General features: G+C 53.6%; 14 protein-coding genes, 1 tRNA gene and 1 pseudogene. 4 read left to right on the forward strand and 12 right to left on the reverse strand.

Annotated elements, in window-relative coordinates; translation table 11 throughout:
* From GOB90_RS11655 to GOB90_RS11695, 9 genes and pseudogenes are all read right to left on the reverse strand, one after another.
* A pseudogene (locus tag GOB90_RS11655) lies at positions 1–292 on the reverse strand (hypothetical protein); the annotation flags it as partial.
* A 72-nt stretch (positions 293–364) separates the two neighbouring features.
* Positions 365–796: a DUF6538 domain-containing protein gene (locus tag GOB90_RS11660; protein WP_173572067.1), complete on the reverse strand. Its 432-nt coding sequence runs from the start codon at positions 794–796 to the stop codon at positions 365–367.
* A gap of 63 nt (positions 797–859) precedes the next feature.
* Positions 860–950 (reverse strand) — tRNA-Ser (locus GOB90_RS11665).
* Between the two features lie 55 nt (positions 951–1005).
* Positions 1006–1647: a phosphoribosylanthranilate isomerase gene (locus GOB90_RS11670; protein WP_146892424.1), complete on the reverse strand. Its 642-nt coding sequence runs from the start codon at positions 1645–1647 to the stop codon at positions 1006–1008.
* Positions 1647–2354: an orotidine-5'-phosphate decarboxylase gene (pyrF, locus tag GOB90_RS11675; RefSeq protein ID WP_146892422.1), complete on the reverse strand. Its 708-nt coding sequence runs from the start codon at positions 2352–2354 to the stop codon at positions 1647–1649. The genes GOB90_RS11670 and pyrF overlap by 1 nt, the downstream gene beginning before the upstream one ends.
* 13 nt (positions 2355–2367) lie before the next feature.
* Positions 2368–2700: a lipopolysaccharide assembly protein LapA domain-containing protein gene (locus GOB90_RS11680; protein WP_146892419.1), complete on the reverse strand. Its 333-nt coding sequence runs from the start codon at positions 2698–2700 to the stop codon at positions 2368–2370.
* A gap of 201 nt (positions 2701–2901) precedes the next feature.
* Positions 2902–4359, reverse strand: a complete 1458-nt coding sequence (locus GOB90_RS11685) for a hypothetical protein (protein WP_261766030.1) — start codon at positions 4357–4359, stop codon at positions 2902–2904.
* A 1372-nt stretch (positions 4360–5731) separates the two neighbouring features.
* The gene (locus GOB90_RS11690) at positions 5732–6349 is read right to left on the reverse strand and encodes a peroxiredoxin (RefSeq protein WP_261766029.1); all 618 of its coding nucleotides are present in this window, start codon (positions 6347–6349) and stop codon (positions 5732–5734) included.
* A 139-nt stretch (positions 6350–6488) separates the two neighbouring features.
* Positions 6489–7991 carry a lytic transglycosylase domain-containing protein gene (locus tag GOB90_RS11695; RefSeq protein ID WP_146892417.1) on the reverse strand — a complete coding sequence of 501 codons (1503 nt, stop codon included), beginning with the start codon at positions 7989–7991 and terminating at the stop codon, positions 6489–6491.
* A 227-nt stretch (positions 7992–8218) separates the two neighbouring features.
* Here GOB90_RS11695 and GOB90_RS11700 point away from each other — a divergent pair, with 227 nt between their 5' ends.
* The 4 genes from GOB90_RS11700 to GOB90_RS11715 all read left to right on the forward strand — a co-directional run bounded on the left by GOB90_RS11700 (position 8219) and on the right by GOB90_RS11715 (position 12741).
* Positions 8219–9157 carry an ABC transporter permease gene (locus tag GOB90_RS11700; RefSeq protein ID WP_242011979.1) on the forward strand — a complete coding sequence of 313 codons (939 nt, stop codon included), beginning with the start codon at positions 8219–8221 and terminating at the stop codon, positions 9155–9157.
* A 4-nt stretch (positions 9158–9161) separates the two neighbouring features.
* A complete protein-coding gene (locus GOB90_RS11705; protein ID WP_146892412.1) occupies positions 9162–10004 on the forward strand; it encodes an ABC transporter ATP-binding protein in 843 nt (280 codons plus the stop codon).
* Positions 9997–10938: an oxygen-dependent tRNA uridine(34) hydroxylase TrhO gene (gene trhO / locus GOB90_RS11710; protein ID WP_146892409.1), complete on the forward strand. Its 942-nt coding sequence runs from the start codon at positions 9997–9999 to the stop codon at positions 10936–10938. Before GOB90_RS11705 ends, trhO begins: the two co-directional genes overlap by 8 nt.
* A gap of 240 nt (positions 10939–11178) precedes the next feature.
* The gene (locus GOB90_RS11715) at positions 11179–12741 is read left to right on the forward strand and encodes a S53 family peptidase (RefSeq protein ID WP_146892406.1); all 1563 of its coding nucleotides are present in this window, start codon (positions 11179–11181) and stop codon (positions 12739–12741) included.
* 251 nt (positions 12742–12992) lie between these two features.
* Here GOB90_RS11715 and GOB90_RS19800 read toward each other — a convergent pair whose 3' ends face one another.
* The 3 genes from GOB90_RS19800 to hemW form a co-directional block, all read right to left on the reverse strand.
* Positions 12993–13178 carry a transposase gene (locus tag GOB90_RS19800; RefSeq protein WP_146892426.1) on the reverse strand — a complete coding sequence of 62 codons (186 nt, stop codon included), beginning with the start codon at positions 13176–13178 and terminating at the stop codon, positions 12993–12995.
* Between the two features lie 512 nt (positions 13179–13690).
* A complete protein-coding gene (locus GOB90_RS11725; RefSeq protein WP_146892399.1) occupies positions 13691–14218 on the reverse strand; it encodes a hypothetical protein in 528 nt (175 codons plus the stop codon).
* A gap of 163 nt (positions 14219–14381) precedes the next feature.
* Complete coding sequence (gene hemW / locus GOB90_RS11730; RefSeq protein ID WP_146892397.1) at positions 14382–15566, reverse strand: radical SAM family heme chaperone HemW; 1185 nt, start codon at positions 15564–15566, stop codon at positions 14382–14384.
* Between the last annotated feature and the right edge of the window lie 32 nt (positions 15567–15598).

Genomic DNA, 15598 nt, shown 5'->3' on the forward strand with positions numbered 1-15598 from the left:
CCCGTGGCTCAATCTGCTGGATGCCAATAAGCCGGAGGGCGTCCATGGGTGAGGCGTTTGTATTTGATGCGCAAAGCTCTGATGCTCCACACGAATCTCTGGGTGTCTTGGCTTCGATTACATATTCAGCAAAGTGATTGAAAGCAGCCTGATCCATGGCCCTGCTGGCCTTTGAGATCATCCGCTCCCTGTCCTTGTCCCAGCGGTCCAGCAGGCCCCCGAGAGGCGTCAGGGTGCCTTCAATGATCCCCATGGCTGCACGGTAATAACGGCCTCCGGCAGCCGGTGGCATTGCCTCAGCCTTATCCTGCACTTCTCTCTTACAACATCTGCCAGCCGCTCTCTCTCGGTGTCTGGCAGGCCATCATGAGACTGATATGGATTGTCTCTTACTATATACTCCCCGGAGGCAGCTTGCAGGTCCTGCCGGTAAGCCAGCCCGTCCACCAACCACAGCCTGTTCATCCGGTGATGAAGGGCACCAAGCCTCCGTGGGGCACCATTCGCCATGGAGAGGGAGGAGGCCAGCCTGCACCAGCTTTGCATCCAGCTCAGCCCGCATGGTCTCCAGCATCTTCTCCCGGCGTCTGATGGCCTCCCGGTGATCCCTTGTTCCCAGCGTCCTCACGACTTCCCTGCGGATGCCTGACCGGCAGCCCATGACCTTACCGGCATCCTGCCAGCGATCCTGCGGGATAATCAGGCGGGCATAATAACCCTGTCCACGCTTCACCAGATTACGCATATCAACCGCCGCCTCAGTGGTGGACGGTGTAACGTTAGACCTGTAACGCACAGTCACGGCACCTGTAACGTTAACATGCTATAAGTCGCTGATTTCATTGGATTTCCAGCGGTCTGGCGGAGAGAGTGGGATTCGAACCCACGGTACGCTATTAACGCACACACGCTTTCCAAGCGTGCGCCTTAAGCCGCTCGGCCATCTCTCCGACGCTGGGAAGGCTACATACCAGTATCCGGCGCAGACTCAAGAGGAAAACACCATCATCCGGAGACAACCTGACGCGCAGCAATGACGAAGCTTGCGATAGCCGCTGAGTCTTTGACACCTGGAGCGGCCTCGACACCGGATGAGACGTCGACCGCTTTTGCGCCACTTTCGACAATAGCACGCGCCACGTTACCCGGGTTCAGTCCACCAGCCAGAAGCCAGGGAGCCGGTGCTTTCCAGCCATGGGCCAGACCCCACGGAAAGATGGCACCATTGCCACCGGGACGACTGGCTTCAGGAGGAGGGCACGACTCTATAATCAGCGCATCCGCACCGGTTGTCAGCGGCAAATCTGCCTCTGAAGAGACCGGGCAGGACCGCCAGACTTTTCGCCCGAATTTCGTCCGGATCTCACTGGCCCGCTCGGCAGAAGTATAGAGCTGCAAAACATCCAGCGGCACCTCACGCAATGCCTCCGCTATCTCTGCATCGGACGGCTCGACAAACAGCCCTACACACCCTGGAGGCGCAGCGGGTATCCGGACCAGACGAATGAGTTCAGCTGCTCGTGAGAGCGTCACATATCTTGGCGAACGGGTGAAAAAGTTAAAACCCAGCCAGTCGACGCGATGCTCCAAGCATACTCTGACACCAGCCTCATCGGTAAGGCCACAGATTTTGACTTTGACAGTCACTACCCGGCCAGTTCCGCAACTATGGCCGCCGCCGCCGCCGCAGGGTCCTGCGCCTGGGTAATCGGACGACCGACGACAATCCAGTCAGCTCCGGCCTCACGGGCCTCCGCCGGCGTCATCACGCGTTTCTGGTCGCCTGCAACCGCGCCGGAAGGTCGTATCCCGGGTGTGATCAGAACAGGGCTGTCGCCAAATTCGCCACGTAATGCAGCCAGCTCATGTGCGGAACAGATCAGACCATCCGCTCCGTTGTCCAATGCCAGTTCGGCGAGCCGCAGAACCTGAGCATTGACCCCGTCCCGCACGCCTGTTTCAGCGAGAACCTCATCATCGAGACTGGTCAGAACCGTGACCGCCAGCAACAGCGGTTTGCGCCCGGCGGGGAAGTTTTCGTCACATGCTCTGCGGGCCGCCTGCACCATTGTACGCCCGCCGCTGGCATGAATGGTCAGCATCGCGGGATTTATGCGGCTCAGACTGCCAACGGCTGCACCAACGGTGTTGGGAATGTCATGGAACTTGAGATCCAGAAACAGCTGCCTGTTTGCGGCAACCCTGGAGACAGCCTCAAAACCTGCGGCACAGGTAAATTCGAGACCGAGTTTGATCGCGGATACATGGGCGGCGACTGCGTCCGCCCACCGCATCGCCTGAAGCGGATCACACGTATCAAGAGCGGCAATCAGGCGTGTTTTGCGATCTGCCATGACGGCTGAACCTTTATAGCGGCGGCGGAGTCGTCGGAATACTGCCGGGAACCGTCGGCGCTGCCTGCGGCGGCATAGGCCGGGGCGCTTCATGAACCGCCAGGGCCGCCTCCAGTTCGCGCACACGAGCCTCGGCACGCCGTGCGCGCCGCCGCTGCCCCAGCTCAACAATCCACACGGAGAACGCGCCAAGCAGGAAGGACACTACAGCCACGAGCAGGGCTAGGACGCCAATGGAACAGGACCAGCCGTAAGCCAGCAGCCACATTTGCGTGGCCTCCTGGTTGCTCGCCGCAAAGAACACGAGCGCAAGAAGGAACGGAACGATGATGATAAGCCGGATCATACGGGGTTCGTAGCCTTACGAGAGACCAAGAGCAAGAAAATGCGTCTCCTTTCCCATGTCTTTATCAGCCTCGCAGCCGTAAAATTGTGGATACGTCTTTTGCCAACAGAGCCTAGCAAAAATTGCAACTATAGTGCTAATGGAGTCATCAAAGTATTTCGAGAAACGAATAAGTAACTGAGATCAGGAATAGTCTTAAAGTTAGTTCTGGAATGGATAGTATCTGAACGTAACAAATACGGTATTACCGGATGTCATGGGTCTTATTGTTTGTCCGGCATCATCTATTCCCTTAAATGCAAATTTTTTGACGTATGTGTACTGGAGACCTGTCATGACGCTGCCATAGCGACCGTCGAGAAGATGCCACCAGCCACCAAGAGTATAGGAAGCCAGGGTCTGAGTTTCAGCATTGCAGGTGCCCAGCATAATAGCGCAACCGGAGAGATTCGTGGTGGGGGAGCCATAGCCATAATAATTGCCGTCAGCCCCGAGATAAGTAGAGCGACCAGCACTCTCAATGCCGCCATAAGTGTAGAGCAGAATACTGCCTGTCGGGTGCCCGATCAGACCAAGAGAACCATTGATCTGCTTCAGAGGGGAAGGGCCACCCTGACTGTTGAATGTCATGTCAGGAAGCTGGCCAGGCCCGTAGCGACCGATTCCTTCACCAGCCAGGACATCTCCGACCAACTGAATTTTATCTGAAAAAAGGGGAACTGCCATAGAGCCACCGACTCCGCCACCGAATGCGACGTGCGACTTGGCCCGACCACCGTAACCACTCCCTGTAACAGTGACGGTCCGAAACCAGCGGGCAAGGCCGAAAATTTCGTAATGGCCGACCGACGTATCGACGGCACCTTTAAGGACTATATCCGGTGCAACATCCAGGCTGTAATGGGCTTCCGGATCAAGCATACCGGAGCCTGTGCTGTTATAAATAACGTATGGACCAACGGTCTGACCGGCGGCGGCGGGAAGTCTGCTTCCGGATGTGAAAGTCGTATCATCGAAGCCGGTTGTAGCCTGAGGTGCTTCGACGGACAGGCCAAGCCACCATTTACGGTTGAAATCCTTGATGAAACGTACCTGCGGAACGCGGGTGAAAGTCACGCCCGGGATAAGGTTACTGTCGACGACGGGTGGAAGCTGCTCGTGACGTCTCAGCAGAGTTTTTGAATAACCGGTAGCCAGACTCCAGGCCTGACCCGCGAGAAAATGAAGGCCGAGATTATTGTCGTCGGCAGCGATGTAGGCCTGCCGCATACGGGGGACATAACTATTCGTCTGAACACCGTTAGAATTACTGCCAGAGCCGCCGAAATCACCCTCGACATAGGCTTCGACCGTAACATTGTGAGACGGCTTGCCTTCGATAAGCATACTGAAACGGCTGAGCTGAGCTGATGGACGATACTCCGAAACGTGTGCATTCGGATTACCTGAGTAAGGAAAAGAGCCCCAGGGCGTAGCTGGGCCGGCCGTCAGATTTTTATCCCGAAAAATATTCGACATATCAATGAATCCACCAAGTTTGACGGAGACGGACCCTATTCTGAATACAGCAGGTGCCGTGTCGACGCCGGTCTGGGTCAGAAAGGCCGGACTGGACGAAGACAGATTAATATCGGGGACGGCGACTGGTTCACCGGCCACGGTGAAAGGTAATCCTGCAAAAGTGACAGGCGCAGGATCCATATCGGTTGAATATGGCAGAACAGGCTGACCATCAATACGCAATGGCCCGGCGAATCCTTCTGTTTCGCGTTGTGCAAGAACAGGTGTTTCCGAAATAAAGCGAGAACCGGGGTGACCTGCCCTGATATTGCGGCCAGCAGATACGTGCCGTGAAGTGACACGAGAACTTCCCGACGAATGCTGTTGCTGAAGCTGCTTTACCTGATCCTGCAACTGAAGGACCATTTTGCGCAATTGAGCGAGTTCGATGCTGCTGTTATCTGCGCGAGCATAATCAGAACCTGAACCGAGCAGTATTATGCCGAAAAAGAAGAATGGCCCTAATGAGAAGTGCCCGGTAATCACTGACCGGAAGAAACGACGGCGCCTGTTCACCTCGCGATGATCCCCAATGTCTGACTGCTCCGGCCCATTCCGGGGTCAGCCACTGACCGAAAACGAGTTTACCGAAAAATATTCTCACGAAGACGTGTCAATTCCGGAGATCAGATGGGCGATATGGAAAATACGACATCAAGGTAAGTCTTACAAAAAATCTTTTTAAATATACGCTAAATACATAGAGAATTACTTATTATTCAGTGTGGATAATTATAAATATATGGAACTGTCTAGATTAACTCGAAAAATAATCTCATTACCATAATTATACATTTTCTGAAAATTGTATATATCTGCACATCAAAATAAATTAAGAAATTATTTTTCATGAACAAAGGTGTATGTTGAATAAATATGGATTACAGAGTAAAAATATAAGAAAATATACTGTATTGTATTATAATAAATAGAAGAATTTTTTTAAGTATTTTTTAATATTATAGCGAGGACTTTCGGATATTAATTGTAATAATGCTTTAATTTCGTTTTTCTTTGATGAAGTGTGGGTTATTTATCTGGCCAGCAAAAAAATCGATGTGTTGCTCTCTCAATGCAATGGTCAGCGATCTTCTCTGTTCCCATGACAAACCCACTTAATAGAATGTCTGCGTGTTTTTGGAAATTGCTGATCCAGTCCGCCACAATCAGACGAAGACGAACAAGTTATCTCAGGAGGCATCCATCGACTGCCTCCCTTTCTTCTGATACTCGGCTAAAATGCTGGTACACTGCCTTTCGGTATTCATGGTCTCAGGCCTGTTCTGTGCATGTCGCCAGTTAAGTCCGATGATTACGGAGACAATCTGGATGACCGTGAAAAAGCGTCGATCTCATTTCTCTTTATTATAAATGAGAAACTGATTTTCCGTGGATTGCGGCAGTTCTTTTCTGATGTAACGACTGCCGTAAATTGGCGAACTTCGAGCGCATTAATGAACGGTCACCAGCCTTAATTTTTCTGCGCAGTTTTCCACTCACGCACAGCGGCAAGGGCACGACTGACATGTTCGTCAGGAGAGCGATCTGTGTAACTCATCCGGATTTTTCCATCCGGGACAATGACATACGATATGCGGTTTGCGTGAGTGGCACCGACTGTTTTTGCGTCATATTCCGCAGTCACAATGCCTTTGGAATCAGCCGCCACAGGGAATTTGCTCCGACATTCGCTAACTGAAAACCGACGAAGCTTGTCGAGATCATCCATTGATACACCAATGACGGTGGCACCGAGCGCGTGAAACTCATCTGCCGCTTCAGCAAAATCATGAGCTTCAACAGTGCACCCGGGTGTAAAAGCAGCGGGGTAAAAATAAAGCACGACCGGCCCCTTTTTCAACGCCTCTGTCATAGAGAAAGTAAAATCTTTCCCGCCCATGCTTGCCTCAAGTGTAAAGGGGGGCGCCGCCTGCCCGACCGGGAGTTCAGCATGTGCAGATCGGGCGCCCCCGATCATCATGGAAACTAAGGCAGCGGCGACAAGAGGTTTCATAATTGTTTTTCGCTCCAAAGATCCAGACATGGATATTACAGGCGCCAACGATCTGCAGAAGGAACCGTTGCGCACAAGCGAGAAATAGCTCCCGCTCTAGCTTAAGCCGGCCCTGCGGACTCAGATATTTGATGAAATTATAAACTCAATGCCGGCTTCACGCCGCAGTACTGATTTTTTCGTATGATTTGCTTGTTCAGTGAAATGGAGGCCTTTACCGGATCGCTTCCGGTGAGACGATGACGCAGCTAGATGACCCGGCATCAAGTCGGTGACAGGCAGATACAGCTTCCGCCCTTGAAATCCCGGTCAGGCGGGCCCGATACAATTCTCCTCGTGAAATTTTAACGCTCGCAACCTGGGCATGAGCCCCGGAAAGATCGCTGGAAGCACGTGCACGAGCATGAGATGCGGCTTGTTGAGCCAGAGAGGAGGAAGAAAATGCCCCGACCTGAATGGCCCAGTTTCGTGCACCTGCTGCGATGGCCTCATTCCCGCGAGCTAACCCGGTACGAGCGGGACTGGTCGGGACTGGAGTGCTCGCCGCTTCAGCCCGTGAGATGAGCGTGAAACGCGCAGAGCCGGCCCGTGAGGTATGCTGAGGTGCCGGCGCCGCTGCCGGCTGTTTCTGTGTGTCATCAACCTGGCTGGGGGCATCCGCTGATTCTGCAACGCCTACAGGAGTAGTATCTGCAGTCTGAAGGCGGGACTGCCAGACTGCACTGGTCTGTGCCGTCCCGGTCGGGGCGCTGTCGGCGCTATTGCTGCCCGCGTCTCTCGATGCCAGACGGGATTGCCAGGCCGCGCTGACAGACTGAGGTGATTCCGGATTGTGTCCCACGGGAGCCCAGGCGCGCGTATACGTCGGAGCGGCGGGCTGCGAGGCCGGATCTTCCACACCAGCCGACGGTGCTTCCGCTACCTGTACAGGCTGATCAGCGTCAGCGCTGTTACGATGCGCCCAGGCGGAACGAATGCTGTTTGCGCCAGAGGCTGGCATAGCCGCTGAGGCGTAAGCCACATTGCCGGGCGACTCATGACTGGCCACCAGCAGATCAGCTGCGGAGCGGTTAGCAGGCCACGAGCCTGCGATCTGGCGACCGATGGAGGCAACATAATTACGCGTTTCGCGCGGCAAAGTACGATTGTGGCTCAGGAAATCTTCAAGACGACCGGGGCCGGCATTATAGGCGGCCAGAAAGCCAGGAGATCCATAAATATCGTAAAGCTCACGGATATAGGCGGTGCCGGCGAGAATGTTATCATGCGGATCGTAAGGATCATCGCCCAGGTTTTGCTGTCCTTTGATCTCATCGTAGGTCGGAGGCATAAGCTGCATGAGCCCCATGGCACCTGGCGCCGATGTGACGAGCTGCCCGTTATGAAATAATCTGCCGCCGGATTCACGTTGAATAACACCGCGAATCCATAGTTCCGGCACATCGAATCGCTGGGATGCTTCCTGAATATAAGGCCCCCAGGGATCGTCGCCAGAACCTGGCGGAGCATAATATGATTTGGCGTGCGCCCGGTATTGCGCTTCTTCCTGTGCAATCGGAATCTGCATATCTGAACCGGGCGTCTGTCCGGCACAGGCCGAAAGGAGAGCTAGCAAACCCGTGAGAACGGCGACACGAACAGGTCGCAAAGAGCGGATGGCTGGGGTTTCAGACCGGGTCGTCAGAGACTTGCGGCACAATTCAGGCCTTGCATTCATTGATTTATTCGTCCCGTCCGCAAGGCTGAAGCCTCCCGCTCAATTCATTCCATGTGGAAGAATTATCGTCCAACGCCTTCAATTGCACGTATTTTATCTGCGTGCCGTTTCGATATGTCTTCTGACTGACTGGAACATGAAGGTAAATTATGACCCGAACGTGGCAAAGACGGTACCCGGCCACAGCGGTTGCGAGGGCATCCCGGATTGGGTTACGCGGGCACATCATGAACACATCCATCGGCCAGACTGTTATATCAGACGGCAGAGAAGCATCTGCCGCCGCCGCCGTTTTACCTGAGGCCGAAGCAGAGAATGCCGCCATCGGGCACAATATGGGACCTTCCGGTGACGAAGATGAGCCGGTTATCTACCGCTCACGGGTTATACTGGCTTTTGAAGATATTATCGAAGGAGCCCGACTGTGGCGTCTGGCGGTCTCGCTGGGCTGGCTCGATATCAGGCTTCAGTTCCGCGGGTCGACCGTAGGTCCACTGTGGCTGACGCTCGGCACAGCTGTGATGATCGGATCAATGGGCATGATCTACGGTCGGTTGTTCCATCTTGTCCTGCGGGATTACCTGCCATATCTGTCGATTTCGATGATCCTCTGGCAAGTGGGTCTTGCCGGTGTAATGCAGGATGCCTGCACCTGTTTTACCAGCGCAGCGAACTCAATCCGCTCGACACGCCTGCCTTTCTCGCTGCAGGCTTTCCGAACGCTTGTGCGCAGCGCCGTAACATTCAGCTATAATATTGTTGTTCCTATTGCTGTTTATGCGATTTTTGGGTTGCTGCCGGGGCCGGAAGCATTTCTGGCGGTTCCGGGACTGATGATCTGGGCGATAAATGCATTTGCACTCTGTCTGCTTTTTGGCTCGATCGGAGCGCGGTATCGGGATATTCCGCCTATCGTCGCAAGTGGAATACAGGTCGCGTTTTATGTAACGCCGATCATCTGGAACGCGCATCAGCTTGGTAAACGAGGCAACTGGCTGATTCTCAATCCGTTCTATTCGCTGCTTGAAATTGTTCGCGAACCGCTGACGGGTCAGGCGCCCCGTCTGGAAATGTGGATCGTGGCCCTTTCGATCAGTGTCGGGCTATGGATTCTGAGCCTGATGGTCTTTTCGCGTTCGCGCGCGCGTCTTGCATTCTGGATCTGATGCCATGCCTCCCCGTTCCCCGCATTCTTCCGCTGCTTCCAACACGGATCAGGCCATGATCCGCGTCAGCCACCTGACAATCGACTTTCCGATTTTTCATGGTGGGGCGCGGTCACTGAAGAAAACCCTGTTCCGGCGCGCGAAGCGACCGCTGGCAGCGGTGCGCGGACCCCGGACCGGTGGTGAAGTCATAGTCGGCGATAACGGCTCCGGCGTCGTGCATGTCCGGGCTCTTAATGATGTTTCATTCACGATCCGGGGCGGTGAACGTATCGGTCTGATCGGGCATAACGGAGCAGGTAAGAGCACATTGCTTCGGGTCTTGGGGGGGATTTACGTGGCTCATCCGGGGATGGTGACCGTCAAAGGCTCAGTAGAAACACTGATCGACACCAATTCCGGAATGAATCCGGAACTCACCGGCAGGGAAAACATCTTCCTCCAGGCACAACACAAAGGCTTGCGAACGGCAGAGCTGAAACAACTGGAGAAAGACGTCGAAAAGTTTGCGGCACTTGGCGAATTTATGGATTTACCTGTGCGACTCTACTCAAGCGGTATGGCGATACGGCTGGGCTTTGGACTTGCAACGGCGATCGCACCGCAAATCCTGCTGATGGATGAATGGTTCATGGCCGGGGATGCAAAATTTCAGGAAAAAGCGCTTCAGCGTCTGGCAGGTATTGTGCATGGAGCCGAGATTATGGTGATCACGTCGCACTCTCTGTCGATTATTGCCGAATGGTGCACAAGGGTAATCTGGATGGAAGGAGGGCAGGTGCAGATGGATGGTCCGGCAGCGGATGTTCTAGATGCTTACAATCAGGCGATGAACAATCATGGCTGATTCCTCTGTACTTCCTGTACGGGTTGCTGCTCTTTATCGGTTTACGCCATTTAAGGATTGCGCGGAAATCCGCCCGCCTCTGGCAAAGCTATGCTGCTCGCTTGGCGTAAAGGGCATTCTGCTGCTCGCACCGGAAGGAATTAACGGAACAATCGCCGGAAGCGATGATGCGATTGACCGGGTGCTGGCATATCTGCGCAACCTTCCAGGTTGCGCAGACCTGGAAGTGAAAAACTCCCGTGCGGAAAATACGCCATTCCTTCGTATGAAAATCCGGCTGAAACGTGAAATCGTCACGATGGGCGTCGAGGGAATTGATCCCTTAACGGAGGTCGGTGCTTATGTGGAGCCAGCGGACTGGAACGCGCTGATCTCTGACCCTGAGATGATCGTGATTGATACGCGCAATGATTACGAGGTTGCGGTCGGCACTTTCCAGGGAGCGATTGATCCTGACATTGCAACATTTCGGGAATTTCCGGCCTGGTTTCGCGCCAGACGAAAGGAACTGGAAGCCTCAGGGCGAGTGCCAAAAATAGCGATGTTCTGCACGGGGGGCATTCGCTGTGAAAAATCAACCGCCTTTGCCAAAGCAGAAGGTATTGATGAGGTTTTCCATCTTAAAGGCGGCATCCTGAAATATCTGGAGACAATTCCAAAGGAGGAAAGTCTCTGGAATGGTGAATGCTTTGTTTTCGACCAGAGGGTGACAGTAAAACACGGTCTGGAACCAGGTAGTTACGATATTTGTCATGCATGCCGCAGACCAGTGAGCGATGAGGCCAGGGCATCACCCCTGTTTGAGGAAGGAATTAGCTGCCCGGCCTGTCATTCCGAACGCTCGGACCAGCAGCGCCGCCGCTACGCAGACCGCGAGAAACAGACGCGCCTGGCGAAGGTACGAGGCATACGTCATCTGGGGACGAGCGAATAAGCGACCGGATTGCCCTGTCGGAATGGAAAGTGTTCAGGCGGTTCTGTCTGCAGAAATCCCGATAAAATGAACGGTCATCAGGCGCAGACGTTATTATTTTAGTGATGTCCGGTGCCGGGACATTCATGAATGTCCCGGCACCTAATTCAGGCACCTGCCGGGATGACATTTTCTCGTCGTCACACACCGATGCGCGCAGTCATTCAGCAGCCTGAATAAAACAGCGGGGAGACTGGATATATGACGGCTTTCAGGACAGTAAATTTCGCGAAGAGCTTTGCCCGCCCTGTCGCTCACACGCATCCGGATGCGGTTCGTGTTGGCGAAGTTCCGACCGACCTGCCCATTCACCTTACAATCGTCATGAAACCTTCTGTTCCGATTGACCCTGAAGGCATACCGATGAGTCGCGAGGAATTCGCCATACGGCACGCGGCCAGCCCGGATGCAATGGCCCGGGTCGAAGAATACATACAGGCGCACGGTCTAAAGGTAGATGAGGCAGACGCCGCACGTCATATCATTCGTATTTCAGGAACGGTAAAGCAGGCCTGTGCTGCTTTTCAGCCGGAAAAGCTGGGAATGTTTCGTTTCGCGGGCAAGGCAGAACCATGCATGGCCCGGGAGGGCAATCTGTCCCTGCCCGCATCAATCAGTTCTGATATCGTGGCCGTAATGGGATTTGATGAACGCCCTGTCGCACGGGCGCATTTTCGTCGTCGCAAAGAAAGAGCAGGCAACCCGCAGCAGATTGCTTCGGCAGCGCAGGCTGCAATTTCGTGGTCTCCGGTCGCCGTGGCGAAGCATTATGGCTTCCCTGATGATGTAACCGGCGCAGGACAAACGATCGGGCTGATTGAACTGGGTGGTGGATTCACAAGCGAGCAGATGACCTCATATTTGCAAAGTCTGAATATAGGCCGGACAGGGACACTTCTGGCTGTTAGTGTCGATAATTCCACAAACGCACCGGACGGAAATCCGGACGGCGCAGACGGAGAAGTTCAGCTTGATATTGAAGTTGCCGGATCTGTCGCGCCCGGTGCAAATATTGTTGTTTATTTCGGGCCGAATCAGGGAAGTGGCTTCTTTGATGCTCTGAATACTGCCGTGCATGATAGTACAAACAGGCCGTCGGTGATTTCCATAAGCTGGGGTGGACCGGAGAACGGCTGGGTTGCACAGGATATGGATGCGATGGACCAGACCATGCAGGCGGCAGCGGCAATGGGTATTACGGTAACGGTCGCCTCTGGCGATAACGGGGCTTCAGATGGGAGTGACCAGCCTCTGATGGTTGATTTTCCAGCATCCAGCCCACATGCGCTGGGATGCGGTGGTACACATCTTCCCCGGATCGGTGCAGAGACAGTCTGGAATGATGGCACTTCCGGCGGAGCGAGCGGTGGCGGCTACTCGACGCATTTTGACCGACCTGACTGGCAATCCGGAAACAGCAATATCGGTCGCGGAGTACCGGATGTGGCGGGAAATGCTGATCCTGAGAGCGGCTATGACGTTTCGATCGACGGTACGGCGACAGTAATCGGCGGTACAAGCGCGGTGGCCCCTTTGTGGGCGGCCCTGCTTGCGCTTGCTAATCAGAAAAATGGTAATCCTGCCGGGTTTATCAATCCTAAACTTTATGAAACGCCCTCCGCACTTAACGACATCACAGAGGGGAATAACAACGGATACCAGGCCGGAAAAGGCTGGGACCCGGTGACGGGACTTGGAAGTCCCAGAGGCCAGGCTGTCGTAACCATGATCAGGGAAAGCGGTTCAGATCCGGCGACATCCTGATATTACCAGAATGAATACTATCTGATATCATATGGCTGATTCTTCTGTAACGGGCCGTTGGATGTTAGCTCGACAGCTTTGCCCCAGGCTCAGGACTCATTCCTTGAGATAGAAGATAAAGCTTGCTGCGATGCGGATTGCGGACATGAACGTATGAGCGCAGCGATCATATCGTGTTGCGATGCGTCGCCAGTCTTTGAGTTTTGCGAACATGTTTTCGATGAGATGTCGCTTTTTATAAAGGTGCCGGTTTAAACGGGCTTTTCTTTTCTGTTTTTCTTCGGCGGAATACAGGCGGTTATATCCTGCTCTGCGAGGGAGTGTCTGAGCCTGTTGCTGTTGTAGCCCCGGTCTTTGATGACCTCTTCTGTCTCAGCAGGAAGATCTGCCAGCAGAACATCGGCTCCTTTGAAATCACTGATCTGCCCTGCAGTCAGATGAAGGCGCTTCGATCACCCTGACTACTCCTTCAGGGCGGTGAAAATCTGGTTAAAGACACCCAGGCCGCTCAATCGGATGAAAAGTCTTGTGCGGACCATACCCTTTCGGTGCATCTTTCCACTGAAGACCGTTGCGGATCATGTAAATAATCCCGCTCAGTTCAATAAATTAACAAGCTCCGAGCTTGGGTTGTAATTCACATTAATATCCACCCAATTTGTTACCCTGATGCTCCTGTTCGCAAATTGGTCAGAATCCCATATCTCAAATGTTTTTACTGCAGGTCGATGCATTTACTATGTGTCTTCCCGATCTCATGTGGTCCACAGCGGAAGAGTCATTGCACATTTATTCTTTTTTCCGGACTCTGGCAAAATGTTCTCCCAATGACCGTCCAGTATTCGATTTCTTGTCAAACCTAAGCCACGATAACTGCTCTTTCTGTATAGCAATGTTGCTTCATCTCCGGCCAAATTACATGTGTACATGTGCCCTGACTATGAAGGGTTTATCGTAAACCCCGACGAGCCTTGGTCCTTAGCCACTCGAGCTCCAGCACATTCTCCAGACGCCGCCCTTCTTTCGTCGGAAGCAATACTCGCCTATCATTAGGCTCGATGAGACCCCATTGCCTCAGGTCATCCCGAATTTTCATATTATCGTAATCGTATTTATTCTCAATAATCGTTCTGAGCCGCTTAAAAATATGGGCCAGCATTACGAGATCATTTGCGTGGCGAGCTTTACATTTGCGATTCTCTTCCTCTACTGCTGCGGTGGTAGTTTCCTGAGCCGCTTTTGCCTCGACCAGCGGCGTAATCGTATAGCCGAGTATACGGTACCGCTCAGGGTTGTCGTCAGTCACCCAGCTTCTTCCGGTGGGTGGCGTCACCATCCACCCAACCGTCTGTAGCGGAGCAGGGGAATGAGCAGCGTCAACAATAACCGGGCCGTCAGACTTTTGACTTTCTCGTGTCATGTCAGCTGAAAAAACTTCCTTCGGAGGTACATACGAAATGCTAGGAATATGCATCATGAAGCAATTCTGCTAAAAATTGCCGCCTTTCTTTCGTAGCCGATTTTCAAAACCGGGCAATACATTTCGATCTGTTTACTTTATTATTAACCAATCAGCCCAACATGCTTGCATAAATTTGTCAGATTTTTGCCCGCAGCCTTATTGTTTAAGAAATCTGGTCTTATACTACCAATCGCGGAAGGATCGCTTCCAGCCGCAGTCTTCCCTCGGGCGTCGCCCGCAATCTGTCGTTTCTTCGTTCCAGATATCCTTCCTGCAGGCACATCGTGAGAATTTCATCGTCAATTGCTTCGTCGAGAGTCATTCCCGTCCTCGTTCGGAACCATGCTCCCTCTACGCCCTCCGACAGCCGCAGACCCATCAGCAGCATCTCCCGTGCCCGGTCTCCTGTTTCCAGCAACTCAGCATCTGTCTGGCCCGAACCCGTACGTTCCACCAGATCCGCCCAGATTTCCGGTGCCCGATGCCGTCGTGTTGCTCGGAGCTCATTGCTTCGCGTTACGCGTCCGTGTGCTCCTGGCCCGATTCCCAGATAATCTCTGTAATGCCAGTATGTCAGATTATGGCGGCTCTCAGCTCCGGGAGACGCGTAGTTTGACACTTCATACGCCATGAGCCCATGCCGCGCGGCTATCTCACCCGTTTCCGCATAAAGCGCCGCAGCCAGATCCTCGTCTGGCAGTACAATCCTTCCTTGCCGATGCAGCCCCTCAAACCGCGTGCCCTGCTCAATTGTCAGCTGATAAAGCGACACATGATCCGCTACCAGCGTCAGCGCCTGATCCAGTTCTGCACGCCAGTCAGTCAGCGACTGTCCGGGGCGCGCGTAAATCAGATCAAATGTTACCCGCGGGAACAGGCCTCGTGCCATCTCCAGCGCCGAAATTGCCTGCCTTGCTGAATGTTCTCGGCCCAGAAAGGCCAGTGCATCGTCCCGTAACGACTGAATACCGAGTGAAATGCGATTTACTCCCGCATCTCTGAACCCACTCAGACGTTCCGCCTCCACGCTTGTCGGGTTAGCTTCCAGTGTGATTTCAATGTCGAATGCTGCCTTAAACAGTGTTTGAGCATCACTGATCAGGGCTGCCACACCCTCCGGTGGCATCAGCGACGGCGTTCCGCCTCCGAAGAAAATTGAAGTCAGCTTTCGTCGTCCGAGCAGATTTGCTTCGTAAGCCAGTTCCCGCCGCAGTGCCGCAATGAATCGTTCTGTCGGGATTCGTTCCCGGACATGGCTGTTGAAGTCGCAATACGGACATTTGGAGAGGCAGAACGGCCAGTGAATATATAGCGCGAGCGATTCCTCTGCCTGCGCTCGCGGTGGTGAAATCGATGTGATCATGATCAATCCGCCCAATAAGCCCGCGCAGTTCG

The sequence above is a fragment of the Acetobacter oeni genome, assembly GCF_011516825.1.
Lineage (GTDB): Bacteria > Pseudomonadota > Alphaproteobacteria > Acetobacterales > Acetobacteraceae > Acetobacter > Acetobacter oeni.

Excerpts from the sequence above, each read along its gene's own strand:
- pyrF (WP_146892422.1), bottom strand. The coding sequence starts at position 2,354 with ATGGCAGATCGCAAAACACGCCTGATTGCCGCTCTTGATACGTGTGAT.
- GOB90_RS11680 (WP_146892419.1), bottom strand. The coding sequence starts at position 2,700 with ATGATCCGGCTTATCATCATCGTTCCGTTCCTTCTTGCGCTCGTGTTC.
- GOB90_RS11695 (WP_146892417.1), bottom strand. The coding sequence starts at position 7,991 with ATGAATGCAAGGCCTGAATTGTGCCGCAAGTCTCTGACGACCCGGTCT.
- GOB90_RS11700 (WP_242011979.1), top strand. The coding sequence starts at position 8,219 with ATGAACACATCCATCGGCCAGACTGTTATATCAGACGGCAGAGAAGCA.
- GOB90_RS11705 (WP_146892412.1), top strand. The coding sequence starts at position 9,162 with ATGCCTCCCCGTTCCCCGCATTCTTCCGCTGCTTCCAACACGGATCAG.
- trhO (WP_146892409.1), top strand. The coding sequence starts at position 9,997 with ATGGCTGATTCCTCTGTACTTCCTGTACGGGTTGCTGCTCTTTATCGG.
- GOB90_RS11715 (WP_146892406.1), top strand. The coding sequence starts at position 11,179 with ATGACGGCTTTCAGGACAGTAAATTTCGCGAAGAGCTTTGCCCGCCCT.
- GOB90_RS11725 (WP_146892399.1), bottom strand. The coding sequence starts at position 14,218 with ATGATGCATATTCCTAGCATTTCGTATGTACCTCCGAAGGAAGTTTTT.
- hemW (WP_146892397.1), bottom strand. The coding sequence starts at position 15,566 with ATGATCACATCGATTTCACCACCGCGAGCGCAGGCAGAGGAATCGCTC.